The organism is Nocardioides bruguierae (assembly GCF_023554635.1).
Classification (GTDB): domain Bacteria; phylum Actinomycetota; class Actinomycetes; order Propionibacteriales; family Nocardioidaceae; genus Nocardioides; species Nocardioides bruguierae.
Map to the genome: position 1 here is coordinate 19,185 of NZ_JAMJPH010000009.1, position 16,105 is coordinate 35,289.

The 16,105-nt window shown below is 75.3% G+C and carries 15 protein-coding genes; 6 read left to right on the plus strand and 9 right to left on the minus strand.

Features of this window, described 5'->3' with window-relative positions; translation table 11 throughout:
• Positions 1–85: 85 nt before the first annotated feature.
• Positions 86–841, plus strand: coding sequence for an SGNH/GDSL hydrolase family protein (locus M8316_RS06395; RefSeq protein WP_250053033.1), 756 nt, complete (start codon positions 86–88; stop codon positions 839–841).
• Between the two features lie 86 nt (positions 842–927).
• Here the strand turns inward: M8316_RS06395 and M8316_RS06400 are convergent, their stop codons facing one another.
• Genes M8316_RS06400 through M8316_RS06420 form a run of 5 tightly spaced genes read right to left on the minus strand, consistent with a single transcriptional unit; the run spans position 928 to position 5,081 of the window.
• Positions 928–1,179: a ferredoxin gene (locus M8316_RS06400; RefSeq protein WP_250053034.1), complete on the minus strand. Its 252-nt coding sequence runs from the start codon at positions 1,177–1,179 to the stop codon at positions 928–930.
• Positions 1,167–2,555 carry an NADH-ubiquinone oxidoreductase-F iron-sulfur binding region domain-containing protein gene (locus M8316_RS06405; protein ID WP_250053035.1) on the minus strand — a complete coding sequence of 463 codons (1,389 nt, stop codon included), beginning with the start codon at positions 2,553–2,555 and terminating at the stop codon, positions 1,167–1,169. The genes M8316_RS06400 and M8316_RS06405 overlap by 13 nt, the downstream gene beginning before the upstream one ends.
• Complete coding sequence (locus M8316_RS06410; RefSeq protein WP_250053036.1) at positions 2,552–3,442, minus strand: hypothetical protein; 891 nt, start codon at positions 3,440–3,442, stop codon at positions 2,552–2,554. Before M8316_RS06410 ends, M8316_RS06405 begins: the two co-directional genes overlap by 4 nt.
• Positions 3,439–4,446, minus strand: coding sequence for an FAD:protein FMN transferase (locus M8316_RS06415; protein ID WP_250053038.1), 1,008 nt, complete (start codon positions 4,444–4,446; stop codon positions 3,439–3,441). The genes M8316_RS06410 and M8316_RS06415 overlap by 4 nt, the downstream gene beginning before the upstream one ends.
• Positions 4,443–5,081, minus strand: coding sequence for a hypothetical protein (locus M8316_RS06420; RefSeq protein WP_250053039.1), 639 nt, complete (start codon positions 5,079–5,081; stop codon positions 4,443–4,445). The genes M8316_RS06415 and M8316_RS06420 overlap by 4 nt, the downstream gene beginning before the upstream one ends.
• 120 nt (positions 5,082–5,201) lie before the next feature.
• On the opposite strand from M8316_RS06420, the gene M8316_RS06425 reads away from it, so the two are divergent.
• Positions 5,202–5,843 (plus strand): hypothetical protein, encoded by a 642-nt coding sequence (locus tag M8316_RS06425; RefSeq protein WP_250053040.1) that lies wholly within the window; start codon positions 5,202–5,204, stop codon positions 5,841–5,843.
• 235 nt (positions 5,844–6,078) lie between these two features.
• Positions 6,079–7,983, plus strand: a complete 1,905-nt coding sequence (locus M8316_RS06430) for an ATP-dependent DNA helicase (RefSeq protein ID WP_250053067.1) — start codon at positions 6,079–6,081, stop codon at positions 7,981–7,983.
• 124 nt (positions 7,984–8,107) lie between these two features.
• Here M8316_RS06430 and M8316_RS06435 read toward each other — a convergent pair whose 3' ends face one another.
• From M8316_RS06435 to lexA, 3 genes are all read right to left on the minus strand, one after another.
• Positions 8,108–9,439 (minus strand): alkaline phosphatase family protein, encoded by a 1,332-nt coding sequence (locus tag M8316_RS06435; RefSeq protein ID WP_250053041.1) that lies wholly within the window; start codon positions 9,437–9,439, stop codon positions 8,108–8,110.
• Complete coding sequence (locus M8316_RS06440) at positions 9,439–11,208, minus strand: alkaline phosphatase D family protein (protein ID WP_250053042.1); 1,770 nt, start codon at positions 11,206–11,208, stop codon at positions 9,439–9,441. The genes M8316_RS06435 and M8316_RS06440 overlap by 1 nt, the downstream gene beginning before the upstream one ends.
• A 712-nt stretch (positions 11,209–11,920) precedes the next feature.
• Positions 11,921–12,661, minus strand: coding sequence for a transcriptional repressor LexA (gene lexA / locus M8316_RS06445; protein WP_250053044.1), 741 nt, complete (start codon positions 12,659–12,661; stop codon positions 11,921–11,923).
• 371 nt (positions 12,662–13,032) lie between these two features.
• Between lexA and M8316_RS06450 the strand changes: the two genes are divergently transcribed.
• Complete coding sequence (locus tag M8316_RS06450; protein ID WP_250053045.1) at positions 13,033–13,386, plus strand: LysM peptidoglycan-binding domain-containing protein; 354 nt, start codon at positions 13,033–13,035, stop codon at positions 13,384–13,386.
• A gap of 147 nt (positions 13,387–13,533) precedes the next feature.
• Here M8316_RS06450 and M8316_RS06455 read toward each other — a convergent pair whose 3' ends face one another.
• A complete protein-coding gene (locus tag M8316_RS06455; protein ID WP_250053046.1) occupies positions 13,534–13,860 on the minus strand; it encodes a hypothetical protein in 327 nt (108 codons plus the stop codon).
• Between the two features lie 271 nt (positions 13,861–14,131).
• Between M8316_RS06455 and M8316_RS06460 the strand changes: the two genes are divergently transcribed.
• Both M8316_RS06460 and nrdR read left to right on the plus strand, forming a co-directional pair.
• Positions 14,132–15,130, plus strand: a complete 999-nt coding sequence (locus M8316_RS06460; RefSeq protein ID WP_250053047.1) for an ATP-binding protein — start codon at positions 14,132–14,134, stop codon at positions 15,128–15,130.
• A 408-nt stretch (positions 15,131–15,538) separates the two neighbouring features.
• Entirely contained in the window at positions 15,539–16,027 is a 489-nt protein-coding gene (gene nrdR, locus M8316_RS06465) for a transcriptional regulator NrdR (protein ID WP_250053048.1), read from the plus strand.
• Positions 16,028–16,105: the final 78 nt, after the last annotated feature.

Sequence of the window (16,105 nt, forward strand, 5' to 3'; positions counted from 1 at the left end):
TCCACGATCCGGTCACACGACGTCAACGATTCGTGCACTCCGGCCCCGCGTCCGCTCCTCCTGACTGATCCTTGGAACCGTGCCGATGCCCACCTCCCCCCTGCGGCTGCCCACCGGGCCCGCCCGCACCCGCCTGCGCCTCGCCGTGCTGGCGGCGCTGGTGCTGCTCGTCGCGGGTGTGGTGGTGCTGGCCGACGGCGTGACCGGCGGCACGGCCACCGGCTCGCGGCCCAGCCGCTGCGACGTCTACGTCGCCGGCTCGCAGGCGCGGGCGGCGGCGGTGACCGGCTCCGGGGCGGACGTGCTGGTGGTCGGTGACTCCTGGTCGGCCGGCCTGGGCCTGGACGACCCGTCGCAGTCGTGGGCACGCCAGCTGCCCGGCACGGTGCACGTGGCCGCGTTCTCCGGGTCCGGCTTCGGCGCGCTCGCCAGCCCCTGCGGGCCGCGGTTCTCCTTCGCCGCGCGGATGCACGACGCGCTGCTCACCGTCGACGAGGACGCCCCCGTCGTCGTGATGGGCGGCCTCAACGACTGGGACCTGCCCGACGCGGCCGTCGCGGCCGGGTTCGCCCGCGTCGTCCGCGCCGTGGGCTCCGTCGGGGAGCACGACCTCGTGGTCGTCGGCCCCGCCCCGGCGCCCTCGCGGGCCGTGCAGGCCCAGCACGTCGACGGCCTGCTCTCCCGGCTGGCCGCGGACGCCGGCGTCACCTACGTCTCCGTCATCGACGTGACCGGGCTGAACTACCTCTCCGACGACTTGCACCTCTCCGCCGCCTCGCACCGGACGTTCGGTCGGCTCGTCGCCGGGCGGCTCGCGGACGCGGGCGTCGCGCTGGGCTGATCCGGCTGGGCTGATCCGGCTGGGCTGAGTCGGCTGGGCTGAGTCGGCTGGGCTGAACCGGCTGGGCTGAACGGCTTCAGGCGGGCTCAGCCGGCGGGGGCCTCGACGACCCGCAGCGCGAACCGGGGGCAGGCCCGGGCGGCGGCGCGGGCGTCCCGCACCTGCTCGGCCGGCAGCGGACCGTCCTCGACGACGGGGTAGCCCCAGGGGTCCAGGGAGACGACCTCGGGCAGCAGCTCGTGGCAGAGGCCGGCGGCGTGGCAGGCGTTCCAGTCCACGCGCAGCTGCGGCCGGGCGTGCAGCGGCGTGGCCGCGCGCGACCCTCTCAGGAGGCCCATCGCTGCTGCTCCTCCCGGCCGCGCAGGGCGGTGCAGGTGCCCGCGGCGTGCGCGCGGACCTCGTCGGCGAGCGCGTCGAGGGCGGAGGCGACGAGCCTGCCGGTGCCGTCGGGGTGCCGGCAGGCGCCGCGTCCCGGCAGCAGCCCGGCGACCTCCGCGGCCTCCTCGGCCGCGCCGTCGCGGCCCCGGGCGAGGGCGTCGACGGCGTCGGCGAGCGCGGGCAGCCCGTGCACGCAGGGGCCGCAGCGGCCGGCCGACTCGGCGGCCAGGTAGGCCACCACGGTGCGGGTCAGCGACAGGGGGCAGGTGCGGGCGCTCGGCGCGATCAGGACGCCGGCGCCCAGCGCGGCTCCGCGGCGGGCGAGGTCGGCGGGGCTGACCTTGGCGCGCGCGACCTGCGCCGGCGGCAGCCAGGCACCGTGGAACCCGCCGACCAGCACCGGCAGCGTGTACCCGTCGTGGCCCGGCGGCAGCACGGCGGCCACCGACGTGCCGAACGCGACCTCGCGCACCACCGCGTCGGTGGTGGGGTAGCCGGGCACCGTCGGCTGCACGGTGGTGACCAGGGTCGTCCCGGGCTCCTCGTCGGTGCCGTGCGCCAGCAGCGGCCCGGGGCCGTGCAGCGCCAGCACGCCCAGGTGGGCGAACGTCTCGGCGTTGGAGAGCAGCGTGGGTCGCCCTCGCAGGCCGCGCGCCGCGGCCGGGGCGTCGGCGGTGACGGGGAGGTTCTCGCGCCCGGCCAGCAGCTGGAGCACGGCGGTCTCCTGCCCGGCCACGAACCGCGGCGCGGTCACGTGGACGTGCCAGGTGAGCCGCTCGCCGCGGCGGTCGCGGTCGCTGAGGTCGCGGCGGTCGCGACGCTCGGCCAGCGCCGCCTCGACGGCCTCGCGCACGCGCGGCCGCTCGCCGGGCACGACCACGTGCACCTCGTGGGTGCGCAGCGCGTGGGCGGCGGCCGCGGCGCCGTCGAGCACCAGGTGCGGCACGTGCCGCAGCAGGGCGGAGTCCTTGTGGCTGGCCGGCTCGCCCTCGGCGCCGTTCACGACCACCACGGGACGCCGGCGGGCGGCCGTGCCGGGCAGGCCCGGCCGGTCCCGCACGGCCGCGACGCGGCGCAGCTTCTCGGCGAGGGGGAAGCCGGCCCCGCCGCGTCCACGCAGCCGGACCTTCGCGGCCCGGGCCGCGAGGCCGGCGGCGTCGGGGAACGTGGGGTCCGCGGCGTCCAGCGCGCCGTGCCGGGCGCGGTGGGCCAGCAGCGAGGGGCCGTCGCCCATGCCGGCGAGCAGCACCGGGCCGGGCAGCACGACGACGTCCTCGCCCAGCGGCACGCCACGGGCCGCCACGGCCGCGCGGCGCGGGAACGGGGTGGTGCTCATCGGTGGCCCTCCAGGTGGTCGGTGCCTGTGTGGGGTCCTGTGTGGGGGCCCGTGTGGGGGCCGGTGCCGTAGACGGCCTCGTGGTCGGCGCGGGTGCCGGCGAGCCCGGCGTGGGTGTCGGCCGGGGTGCCGGCCTGGGCGCCGGCCGGGCTCTCGGGGACGGCGGGAGCGTGGGCGCGACCGGTGTGCGGGTCGACGACCTGGAAGGTCGGCCGGCCCAGCGGCGGCAGCCCGGCGCGTCGGCCGGGACCGCTGTCGGCGCTGCCCGCGCGGGCTCGGACCGGCCGTGCGAGCGGCGACCGGCGGGCACGCAGGAGCAGGCCGAGGCGGCCGAGCGCGGCGAGGCCCACCAGCAGCACCGAGGCGAGGGTGGCGACCTCGGCCCAGCCCAGCGAGGGCTGGAGGGTCCGCAGCCCGGCGAGGTCGGTGCCGACGAGCACGCCGTGCAGGGTGCCGGCGGCCCAGGCGAGCCAGGCGGTCAGGTGCACCGCCACCCAGGCGCGGCGGCCGAGGCGGGCACGCAGCGCCGTGGTGAGCAGCACCAGCAGCACGAGGTCGGTGGCGAGGGTGCCGAGCGCGACGCCGAGGCGCTGCCAGGAGGCGAGCCCGGGCACGACGACGTCGATCCAGCGCAGCCCGACCCAGTCGTGCAGCACCGAGGTGACGACGTGGCCGGCGAGGGCCAGCACGCTGAGCAGCGCGAGGTTGCGGTGCAGGGCGCGGACCACGAACCGGGGCAGTCGCGCGCCGCCGTCCCCACCGGCGGGTCGCCCGCCGCGGGGGTCGCCCACGGTGAGCACGCCGAGGGCGGTGGTGAGGCTGAGCAGCACCACGAGCGTGACGCCGGTGCCGCGCTCGAGGAACCACGTCAGCGGGCCGTCGATCATGCGTGCGGGTCTCCGTCGGGGCTCGGGTCGGTGAGGAGGGTGGTGGGCCAGCCGTTGACGGCGGTGACCCGTCCGGAGTGGTCGACGAGGCGGGCGGCCAGGCCGGTGGCGTGCAGGTGCGCGAGGGCGTCGTGGCCCAGCACCAGCGCCTGCGTGGCGGCGACGTTGGCGAGCACCGTGGTGGGGGCGGCCACGGTGGCGGTGCGCCAGGGTCCGGTCAGCGGCTGTCCGGTGCGGGGGTCGAGCAGGTGGTGCCGCTCGGTGCCCGCGGTGCGCCAGCGCCGCTCGAGCACCGAGGACGTGGCGAGCGCGCCGGTGGCGTCGACGAGCTGGGTGCGGCCCGCCTCGGGGCCGTCACCGGGGCGCTCGGCGACCCGGACCGTCCAGGCTCCGGGGCCGTGGGTGCGCAGGTCGCCGCCGGAGGAGACGAGGGCGCGGTGCAGGCCCGCGGCCCGGAACGCAGCCAGTGCGAGGTCGGTGCACCACGCCTTGGCGGTGGCGCCCAGGTCGAGCGCGGTGCCGGCGGGGATGCGCACCGCTTCCTCGCGCAGCGCCACGTCCTCCCACGCGTCGACGGCCGGGGCCGGGGCGGGCGTGTGGGGGAGCGGGGTCAGCTCGCCGCGGCGGCGCACCTGGGTGAGGTCGGCGTCGTAGCCGAGCTCGATCATCGGGCGCCCCAGGAGCGGGTGGACGAGGCCGTCGGTCGCGGCCGCGGCGTCCAGCGCGACCCGCACGGCCGAGACGAGCAGCGGGTCGACCTCGACCCAGTGGCCGGCCGCGGCGTTGACGCGGGAGAGGTCGGAGTCGGGGTCGAAGCGGCTGGCGACCTCGGCGACGTCGGTGAGCACCTGACCCAGCAGCGTGGTGGCGCACTCGATCTCGTCGGGGCGCTCGGTGCGCACCTCGACCGTGGTGCCGAGCGCACGCCAGGACGCGGCGGCGCCGGCCACGACCGGAGCGGGCTGCGTGGCCGCGGCGACCGGGCGCTGGAGGAGCGTGCTCACGACGCGCTCGTCGTCGGCGGGGGCGGCGGTGGGGTGGGGCTCGCCGGCGGTGGCGTGGGTGCGGCCGAGGGGGCCGGGGTGGCGGGGGTGCTGCTGCCCTGGTTCCCGGTCTGGCTGCCGGTCTGGCTCTGGCTCCCGGTCTGGGCGGTGCTGGTCTGGCCGGTCGAGGTCTGGGTGCTGGTCTGGCCGGTCGACTGGCCGGCCGTGCCCGCCGCCGCCCCGCTCGCCGTCACCTGGGACGGGCCCGCCTCGGCCGCGGCCGTCACGTGCACGGTGGTCGTGCGGGTGGCCGTGGGGCGCTGGCGCAGGACGACGCGGCGCCCCGCCGCGTCCGTGCCCGCCTGTCCGGTCCCGGCCTCGCCCGGCTCGGCCTGGGCGGCGACCGCGGCCTCGTAGGCGGCCAGGTCGCGCTCGTACTGTCGCTGGGCCTGTCGCTGGGCCTGCCGCTGCTCCCGGAGCTGGGCGCGGCTCTGCGCGGTGTCGGCGGAGGTGCTCTCGACCTGCTGCTCGTCGTGCTCGCGGGCGGCGACGCCCGCCGCCGCGGCGGTGCCCACGAGCGCACCGGCCGCCCCCAGCCCGGTGAGGGCGGAGACGAGCAGGCGGAAGCGGTCCCGCGTCGCGGACGAGTAGGTCATGTCGCCTCCATCGGCCCGTGGCGGTCCGGTCCGCGTCCGCGCCGGACAAGTTTGGGTGAAGATGCCCGGGCCGGTCGTCCTCCGGCTGTTCCGGTCGCCCTGTCGGACGATGAGGGGTTCGTGCCTGCTCCCCGTCCCACGCCCTCCGCGCCCGCCCCCGCACGTGCGCGCGCACGCCGGTGGACCGTGCCCGCCTGCGCCGGGCTCACCGCCCTGCTGGCCGGCGGGGGAGCGCTCGCGGCCGTGGCCGCCTTCGGTGCCGCGCGCGGGGAGCCCGTCGGCGCGCCCGCGGTGACTCCCGCCGCAGCGACCTCGGGTGCCGCGACCTCGGTGGCCGCCCTCGCGGAACCTGCGACCGCACCGACGGCCGCCCGGCCCACCCGGGTGCTCCGCTGGGCCCCCTGCGTCGCCCCCGCCGTGCTGGAGCAGGGCGTCTGCGTCACCGACGTGACCGTCACCGTCGTGCTCCCCGCACGGCAGGACGAGGCCCCGGACCGGTCCTCGCAGCCCGACCTGGCCTGGGCCACCCCCGAGCCCGTCGGGGTGATCGAGGCCGCGGACGCCCGCGAGCCGGACCTGGCGTGGGGGAGCGACCCCACACCCAGCCCGACAGCCAGCACCACGCCCGGCCCGACACCCGGCCCCACGCCGAGCCCGACGCCCACGGCCTCCGCGAGCCCCTCGGCCTCGCCGACGGAGTCCCCGACCGAGAGCCCCACCGTTGCCCCGACCGAGTCGGCGTCGGTGACCTCGACGCCCTGAGCCCGGCGGGGCGCCGGCCCGGTCCCGGCCCCCGATCGTCCACAGCCCCGCCGCACCGGTGCCGCGGACGGTCGGTGCCGCGTTCTAGGGTTCTCGGGTGCCTGAGGACCCCGACGAGCAGCAGGCCGAGCAGTCGGCCGAGCAGACCCTCCCGACCACGCGCGACAACGTGGCCGCGCTGCTCTCGCGCGCCGTCGAGCAGCTGGGCGGCTCCGAGCGCGCCGGCCAGGTGGCCATGGCGCAGGCCGTCGGCGAGGCGCTGGTCAACGAGGAGCACCTCGTCGTCCAGGCGGGCACCGGCACCGGCAAGTCGTTGGGCTACCTCGTCCCGAGCCTCCTCCACGACGACCGGGTGGTCGTCGCGACCGCGACCCTCGCGCTCCAGCACCAGCTCGTGGAGCGCGACCTGCCCCGCCTCGTCGAGGCCGTGAAGGACGTCCCGGGCCTCGACACCTCCTACGCCGTGCTCAAGGGCCGCTCGAACTACGCCTGCCTGCACCGGGTGCGCGAGGGCGTGCCGGACGACCAGGGTGCGCTCGTGCAGCTGCCCGAGGGGTCGATGGGCGCCAAGATCCTCGAGCTGCGCGGCTGGGCCGAGAAGCAGGCCGAGGAGGGCGGGACCGGCGAGAAGGACGCCGCCCCCCGGCACACCGACCGCGAGTGGCGCCAGATCTCGGTCAACCACCGCGACTGCCTCGGCGCCACGCGCTGCCCGTTCGGCCAGGAGTGCTTCGCCGAGGTGGCGAAGGAGAAGGCCCAGAAGAGCCACCTCATCGTCACCAACCACTCCCTCCTCGCGATCGACGCGATCGAGGGCGTGCCGATGATCCCCGAGTACGACGCGGTGGTGATCGACGAGGCGCACGAGCTGGTCGCCCGCGTCACCCAGGCGGCCACCGACGAGCTCACCGCCCCCGAGGTCGACCGGGCCGCCAAGCGCGCCCAGCGGTACGTCGAGGGCGACCAGGCCGACGACCTCGCGGACGCCGGAGACGCGCTGCGCGACGCGATCGCCGCCGCGCCGACCGGCCGGTTCGAGGCGCTGCCGGAGCAGATGGCGGACGCGCTCCAGCTGGTCCGCGACGCTGCCCGCGCCTGCGTGAGCGCGTTCCCCAAGGAGCAGAACAGCGACGGCGGGGACGGTGACCCCGGCCGGCAGCAGGCCAAGGGCGGGGTCCAGGAGGTGTTCGCGACCGCCGAGCGGATGGCGGCCGGGTCGGACGCCGACGTCCTCTGGCTCACCGACGGCGGCGACCGCGGGCCCCAGCGGCTCTGCGTCGCGCCGCTGCAGGTCTGGGGGCAGATGCGGGACAAGCTGCTCACCGAGAAGACGGTCGTGTTCACCTCGGCCACCCTCATGCTCGGCGGGGACTTCTCCTCCGTCGCCACGAGCGTCGGCCTCAAGCCCAGCGAGCGCGTGGAGGTCGGCTCGGGCGGCCACGACGTGCCCGACCACGTGCTGCCGTGGCGCGGACTCGATGTCGGAAGCCCGTTCGACTACGGCCAGCAGGGCATCCTCTACGTCGCCCGGCACCTGCCGCAGCCGGGCCGCGACGGCCTCGGCAAGGCCCAGCTGGACGAGATCGTCGAGCTCATCGACGCCGCCGACGGCCGCGCGCTCGGGCTGTTCTCCTCCCGGCGCGCCGCGGAGACCGCCGCGGAGGAGGTCCGCAAGCGGCTGCCGCACCTGACCACGCTCGCGCAGGGCGACGCCCAGCTGCCCGAGCTGTCGGCGCAGTTCGTGGCCGACCCGCACACCGTCCTGTTCGGCACGCTGAGCCTGTGGCAGGGCCTCGACGTGCCCGGCGACACCTGCCAGCTGGTGCTGATCGACCGCATCCCGTTCCCGCGCCCTGACGACCCGCTGATGTCGGCGCGGCAGAAGGCGGCCGACAACGCCGGCGGCAACGGCTTCATGCAGGTCGCCGCCACCCACGCCGCGCTGCTGATGGCCCAGGGCGCCGGTCGCCTCATCCGCACCACGTCCGACAAGGGCGTGGTCGCCGTCCTCGACCCCCGCCTGGCCACCGCCCGCTACGGCAGCTTCCTCAAGGCCAGCCTCCCGCCCATGTGGACCACCACCGACGGCGGCATCGTCCGCCAGGCCCTCAAGCGACTCTCCGCGGCCGCCACCTCCTGACCCGGTCACCCGATCCCTCAGCCCCCGGGCCCGCGGATAGTGCGTGACGTTCTGCAGGCGACACGCCGTGATCCGGCTGCAGAACGTCACGGACTATCGGGGCGCCCCGCCGCAGGGGTCCGGCTCAGATCCGCGCCCGCCCCTCGTAGACCCGCGACCCGTGCCGCAGGCCGAAGAACGTCGCGACGGTGGGCGCCACGTCCATGGTCGAGGCCTGGGCCGAGCTGACCTGCCCCGACGGCACGACGCCCGCGCCGCCGGAGAGGAAGAACGGGATCGGCCGGGTGGCGGGGTGGCCGTGGTTGCCGGGGATCGGGTTGGACCACGGGTCGGGGTCGGAGAAGCGGCGCCCGGCCCGGCAGAAGGCCACGACGTCGCCCGCCTCGTCCCCCAGCCGGTAGCGGGCCCGCTCGCGGGCCGGGCTGAAGGCCCGCAGCACGCCGTCGGTCGAGCGGGCGATGGCGAGCATCCGGTCGACAGCCTCGTGCCGCTGGGCGTCGGGGCCGGTCCAGTACAGGAGGTCGGCACCGCCGTTGTCGGCGATGGCGACCTGGCCGGCCAGCAGGTCGTCGGCCTCCAGGAGCGGGGAGAGGGTGATGTGGTCGGACCCGTCGGACCAGTCCATGGAGTGGTCGGCCAGCACGATCACCAGCGAGCGCTCCCACGTCCCGGCGTCCTTCAGCGCCTGGACGAACCGGCCGACCTGGTGGTCGGTGTCGACCAGGGCGGTGGTGCGCAGCGCCTTGAGCGTGCCGCCGGTGACGTCGGCGTGCCCGAAGCGGTCGATGTCGCCGAGGTTGACGAACATCAGGTGCGGGTCGGCCTCGAGCATGTCGAGCGCGGCCTGCATGGTGAACACGTCGGGCGCGTGCCCGGTGACCGGCAACGTCGGCGTCGGCTCCCAGCGGTAGGTCGCCCGCTCGCCGAAGACGCCGTAGAGGTACTCCTTGGAGAGCACGGTGCCGGTGGTGAAACCGCGGGCGTTCAACCGCTCGATCACGGTCGGCACCCGGATGTCGGACTCCTGGTCGAGGTCGCGGACCTCGCCGAGCGCCCGGTCGTAGACGGCGTTCGCGGGCACGCCGGTGCGGTCGGGGCGCACCCCGGTCATCATCATCACGTGGTTCGGGATGGTCTCCATGACCGGCATCGACCGCGCGTTCGGCCACCAGGCGCCGCCCTGGCGCAGCGCCCACAGGTGCGGGGTGAGGGTGCGGGTGATCTCGTCGGGGCGGCACCCGTCGATCACGAGCACGTAGGCGCGGCGCCGCGTGTCGGTCGGGACGACGGCGGAGGCCGGCCGGGACGCCGCGACCGAGATGGCTGCGGCGCCGGCGGCCGCGGTGGCGCCGGTGAGCAGGGTGCGCCGCCCCGTCCGCAGGGCCTGGGCCCCGCGCTCGAAGGGGCGGACGTGCCGGTGGGCCGGGTCGGTGCAGGCCCGGGTCGTGCCGCACATCAGCGGACCTCCTCAGGCGTGCCGGCCAGGGGAGCGGCGGCGCGGGTCACGCGGTTGCTGGAGGCCTGCGTGGTCCACGAGACCGACCAGGTGATCGGGGTGTCGACCTCGGCGCGGTCGCCGATGACGAACCAGTCGCACTGGGCGCGCTCCGGGGTGAGCTCGAGGACGCAGAAGCCGTGGTTGTCGAAGTCGAGGTGCTTCACGTGCGGGTTGTTGGCCAGGATCGCGGCCTCGACCGCCGGGGTGGCCTCCGGGGCACCGGTGATGTCCTTGAGGTTGCCCGAGGTGACTGACGCACAGACGAGCTCGACGCCGACGGACTCGCGGGTCACCGCGTAGTCGCCCGCCTCGACCGGCAGCTCGCACGCCCAGCCGGAGTGGATGTCGCCGGTGAGGAAGAGGACGTCGGTGACCCCCTCGTCCTGGAGGTGGGCGAAGACCTCGCGGCGGTCGGCGGTGTAGCCGTCCCACTGGTCGACGTTGTAGGGCTGGCCGTCGTCGGGCAGCAGGCCGGTGACGTCGTCGACGGCGCGGGTGACGCGGCTGGGCAGCCCGGCGAACGTGACCGGCGCGATCATCACCGGGTTGCCCACCACCTTCCACTGCGGGGTGCCCGGGTCGTTGGTGAGGCTGTCCTTGAGCCAGGCCATCTGCTGCGCGCCGGTGATCGTGCGCTCGGGGTCGTCGATGGCGGCGCCGTCGGTGAGGCCGGGCTGCTGGGAGCGGTAGGTGCGCAGGTCGAGCATGTTGAGCTGGGCGAGCGTGCCGAACCGGAGCCGGCGGAAGAGCCGGGAGCCGTCGCGCAGGTCGGCCGTGCCCGCCATCCGCACCGGCATCCACTCGTCGTAGGCGCGGTGTGCCCGGGCCCGGCGGGTGGGCCAGTCGCCCTCGGTGTCGGGCTGGTGGTTCTCGGCGCCGTCGTCGTAGGCGTCGTTGGTGGTCTCGTGGTCGTCCCAGGTGACCACCCACGGGTGGCGGGCGTGGGCGCGCTGGAGGTCGCGGTCGGTCTTGTACTGGCCGTGCCGGCGGCGGTAGTCGGCGAGGCCGACCATCTCGTGGGCGGGCTCGTGGCTGCGGATGTCGACGTCGTCGGGGCCGTAGCCGTACTCACCGGGCCCGTACTCGTAGAGGTAGTCGCCCAGGTGCAGCACCAGGTCCAGGTCGTCGCGGTCGGCGAGGCCGCGGTAGGCGGCGAAGTAGCCGGCCTGCCAGTTGCCGCAGGACACCATGCCCACGCGCAGGCTCGCCAGGGCGGCGTCGTGGGACGGGGCGGTGCGGGTGCGGCCGGTCCGGGAGGTCTGCCCCAGGGCGGTGAAGCGGTAGTAGTAGGTGGTGGCCGGAGCCAGGCCGGCGACGTCGATCTTCACCGTGTGGTCGCGACCGCGGCCGGTGGTGAACCGGCCGCGGCGCACGACCCGGGTGAAGGCGCGGTCGGCGGCCACCTGCCAGCCCACCGTGGTGCGCGGCCCGATCCCGGAGCCGGGGGAGGCGTCCCTCGTCGGGGTCACGCGGGTCCAGAGGACGACGGCGTCGGGCAGCGGGTCGCCCGAGGCGACGCCGTGCCGGAAGACGCGGTGCCCGGCCCGGCGCGCCGCTGCCTCGTCGGCGTCCTGGGTCTGGTGGGTGCTGCCGGCCGCGGCGGCCGGGCCGGTGCCCGTGGACGCGGTGAGAGCGCTCGCGGTGAGGCCCGTGGCAGCGGCGCCCGAGAGCACCGTGCGGCGCGAGGGTCGGGCCGGCTGGGACTGGTCGTCAGCGGAAGTGGTCACGACTCTCGAACGAGGCACCCACGCGGACGTGACGCCAGGTTCCGCGATGCCACCGTCCGTTCACGCGGACGTCACCGCCGGGACCGAGGTTTGAGATCGTTCCGGTCGTCGAGGTGCCTGGCCGTCCACGGCTCCACCGGTCGTCGAGGTGCGAGGCCGTCCACGGCTCCACTGGTCGTCGAGGTGCGAGGCCGTCCACGGCTCCACCGGTCGTCGGGGTGCGAGGGCGTCCACGGCTCCACCGGTCGTCGGGGTGCGAGGGCGTCCACAGCTCCACTGGTCGTCGAGGTGCGAGGGCGTCCACGGCTCCACTGGTCGTCGGGGTGCGAGGGCGTCCACGGCTCCACTGGTCGTCGGGGTGCGAGGGCGTCCACGGCTCCACTGGTCGTCGGGGTGCGAGGCCGTCCACGGCTCCACCGGTCGTCGGGGTGCGAGGCCGTCCACGGCTCCACCGGTCGTCGGGGTGCGAGGCCGTCCACGGCTCCACCGGTCGTCGAGGTGCGAGGCCGTCCACGGCTCCACCGGTCGTCGGGGTGCGAGGCCGTCCACGGCTCCACCGGTCGTCGGGGTGCGAGGCCGTCCACGGCCGAGCCACGAGACGCCCGCACCCGAAGCCGACGCCGACCCCCGGCAACCCCAGACAGCACGACGCCGGCGGAGCCACCCCTGCCAGAGGGGTCGCGCCGCCGGCGTCCCGGGTCGTGCGTGTCCGTCAGAGGCGGCGGAGCACCGCGCTGACGACGCCGAGGATCGAGGCGTGCGTGCCGTCGATGGGCTCGTAGGCCTCGTTGTGGGGGAGGAGCCAGACCTGGCCGTTCTTGCGCGAGAGCGTCTTGACGGTGGCCTCGCCGTCGATCATCGCGGCCACGATCTGCCCGTTCTCGGCGGTGTTGGCCTGGCGGATCACGACGTAGTCGCCGTCGCAGATGGCGGCGTCGATCATCGAGTCGCCGCGCACCTCGAGGAGGAAGAGCTGGCCGTCGCCCACGAGCTGCTTGGGCAGCGGGAAGACCTCCTCGACCTGCTCCTCGGCCAGGATCGGCGCGCCGGCGGCGATCCGGCCGAGCATCGGCACGTAGGTCGCGGTCGGCATGGAGTCGCCGACGTCGGTCTCGTCGAAGTCCGACTCGTCGGCCGAGGAGATGGCCCGCGGCCTGGCGTTCTCCTGCGGCAGGAAGATCTCCATCGCGCGGGGGCGGTGCGGGTCGCGCTTGATGAAGCCCTTCTCCTCCAGCACCTTCAGCTGGTGGGCCACGCTCGAGGTGCTGGTGAGCCCGACGGCGTCACCGATCTCGCGCATGCTCGGCGGGAAGCCCCGGGCCTCGACCGCCTTCTTGATCGTCGCGAGCACCTTGAGCTGGCGCTGGGTCAGCCCCGCGGTCGACGTGGGGCGGTCCGGCAGCTCGGTGACCTTGCCGCGGCGTCCGCCGGCCTTGCCTGTCTCGTCGGCCATCTGCTGCCTTCCTCTGGCGTGGTTCCCGCTGGATGTGGGTCAACCGTAGTGCCTGGGAACGCCTGACCTCAAACGTCTGTTCGAACGGCGTGTCGCCCACCGTTCCGGGTGAGTGCGCAGGTGGATGCCGCTCAATCGAACGCGACTCCGTCGAAAATTCGTTCGGTCGGGCCCTTGCGGTCGTTCGAACACCTGATCTACCTTCGTACCTGTGTTCGATCGAACGCACGATCGAGCGGGACGCCGGCAGCGCCGGTCCGGCCGGGCGAGAGCACGGTCGGGGCCGACTGTCGGAGGTCGCGAGTAGACCTACCTCCCGCAAGGACGAGCACCCAACCGACACACCACTCCGACTTCCCCAGGAGACACCCATGAGCACCATGACGATCCACCCGCAGCTGGCCCGCACCGCTCCCGTCCGGTCCGCCCGGCCCGGCGAGCTCAGGCTCACCCGCCGCGGCCGCGTCGTGGTCGTGCTGCTCGGTCTGGCCCTGGCCGGCCTGGTCGCCGTGATCGGCGCGTCGATGGCCGCCGGCACCGACAGTGCCGTGCAGACCCACGACATCGTCGTCGGCACGGGCGACACGCTCTGGGGCATCTCCGGCGAGATCGCCGAGGAGACGGGCTCCGACCTGCGCTCCACCATGACCCTCATCTCCGAGCTCAACGACCTGGACGGCGGCATGCTCGTCGCCGGTCAGACGCTCGAGGTCCCGGTCGGCTGAGCCGACCGCCACAGACGTCGCCGGTCGCTTCGACCCCGGCCGGCGACACCGGGGAACGCCGAGGGGCGGGCCGCGTCACTCACCCGACGCTGCCCGCCCCTCTGCTCTTTTCTGTCTGCTCGTTCCTCGGCTCACCGTGCCGGGGCGCTACTTCTTCCGCCTGCCCCCGGGCTTCGTGTGGTGCACGGGGTTGGGAGCGGGGTTCGGCGGCGGGTCGGGGGAGTCCGTCGACGGCACCTCGTACGGGTTCTCCAGGGGAGCGTCGTCCGCCGGGGGAGGAGCCTCGTCGCCCGTGCCGGACAGCGTCCGCACGATCCGGGCCAGCAGCATCAGCCCGATGAACAGGCAGGCGACCGCGCCGACGCACGCGAGCAGGAAGAAGGCGAGCACGCCCTGCTCCCCGTCCCGCAGGCCGCGGCCGAAGTCGATCGCGGCCCACACCAGGTAGCCCCAGGCACCGACCGCCGCGGTCATGCCGATGGCGGGGAGCGCGAGTCGACGTGCGGTGCCGGACGACCCGCCCGGCTGCCGGGGTCCACGCGCTGGGCGAGGTGGCCTGGGCTGCTTCGGCGCGGGGGCGGCCCGACGCGCGCCGCCGTGTCGCCCGCCTCGTCCGGTACCGCCCTCTGCCACGCCCACAGTGTGACGGACGGGGCCAGAGTGTCGCCGACGCCGCACCCGTCCCGGACCAGAAAGGGTGACGAGGAAGCGTGCACAGGTGTCGGACACGCGTTAGTTTGCTGTCGTGCCGGAGGTCGACTGGGAGGCGTCGCCGCGTGGGACCGCAGGTCCGCGCGCCCCGTTGGGACGCCTCTCGCAGCTCGACGAGGCCCTCGCGGCCGCCGAGCACGTCGACGACGTGGCCCGCGCGATGGTCCGCGACCTCGGTGCGCTCCCGGGGGTCCGACGGGTCGGCTTCGGGCTGACCGAGGGCGGTGGGCGCCGCATCCGGTTCCTGCCCCAGGAGGCGCTGCCGCCCGACGGCGAGCCGCTGCCCTGGTGCCACATCGACGCCTTCGAGGACGTGCCGATCACCGCCGTCGTCCGCTCCGGGGAGCCGCTCCTGGCCCGGCTGGCCGACGTGCGCCGCAGCTTCGAGCACCTGGTCGAGCGCGAGCTGGCCGCCGGCTCCACGTCCCTGGCGGCGCTGCCGCTGCCCGGCACCGGGTCGCCCATCGGCGCCGTGGTGCTGTTCTTCGAGGCCGACGTCGAGTTCTCCACCCGCTACCGGGCCCTGCTGGACGCGGTGGCGCTGACCGCCTCCGACGCGGTGCAGCGCATCCGCGCCGGGCTCGCCCGCGAGCAGGCCGTCGAGCTGGCCGAGGCGGAGGAGGAGTCCGACTCCGAGGCGCTACGTGCCGCGGTGTCGCTGCCCGAGACGGCGAAGGCCCCCGGGGTGGCGCGCAGCTTCCTGCGCGAGGAGCTGGACCGCTGGGGCCTGGACGACGAGGTGGTCGAGAGCGCGCTGCTCTGCGTCTCCGAGGTCGTCACCAACGCGGTCAACCACGCCCACTCGCGCTCGCTGCTCCGGGTCAGCCTGCTGGACGGCGTCCTCACCGTGCTGGTGCGCGACCGGGGCGGCTCCGGTGAGGTGCAGCCTCCCGACCCCGACGAGGTCGACGACCCGCTGGCCGTGTGGGGTCGCGGGCTGATGCTGGTCGAGGCGATCGCCGACCGGTGGGGCTCCGAGCGCGACGCCGCCGGCACCACCGTCTGGTTCTCCCTGGACGCCGCCGCCTCCTGAGCGGTCACCGCCGGGCGGATCCGCCCGGGGTGGCCGGAAACGGCGCGGTGCGTCGTCCACACCCCTGGTTCCTCACCCCCCAGGGGTGGTGGGAGGCGTTCTTCACACCCCCACATGTGGTGATCTCGCCCCGATCAGGCCCCACCCCAACGGGCGTTCTTCCGTCGCGACCTGCGCATTCGAAATCAGTGGCGCGGGTTCCCGGGATCAGGTTGCGGGCGTGGTGGTGCGGAACTAGGCTTCCCACAACATCTAGTACTTACACGGATGTAGTTATCCACATCTTGTTGCACAGCAACCGGCGGATAGCCCACAGGAGCGGCTCGTTTCTCCACATGCGGAGGCGAGTTCTCCACACCCCACCAGCACACCTCAGCACGCGAGCAGTCCAGGAGAGGGAGGTCCGCCATGCAGTGTCCGTACTGCCGGGCCGGCGACACCCGCGTCGTGGACAGCCGCGTCACCGAGGACGGCTCCGCGATCCGCCGGCGCCGCACCTGCTCGTCCTGCTCGAAGCGGTTCACCACCGTGGAGCAGATGCAGCTCTCGATCGTGAAGCGCTCCGGTGCCACCGAGCCGTTCGAGCGCAGCAAGGCGATCGTGGGCGTGCGCAAGGCCTGCAAGGGCCGCCCGGTGGACGAGGACCAGCTGGCGTGCCTGGGCCAGGACGTCGAGGACGTGCTGCGGGCCTCCGGCTCCGCCGAGATCCAGGCCCACGAGGTCGGCCTCGCCATCCTCGGTCCACTGCGCGACCTCGACGAGGTCGCCTACCTCCGCTTCGCCTCCGTGTACCGGGCCTTCACCTCGGCCGCGGACTTCGAGGAGGAGATCGCGCTGATGCGCCGCGACGGAGCGGCCCAGCCGGCGCCCACCCCTCAGCCTGCACCGACCGGCTGACCCAGTACCGCCCGGCCGGGAGTGGGGAAGCTGCCGGCCGGGCGCACCACCACGCTTCCTCCCCCCACGCTGTCGGAG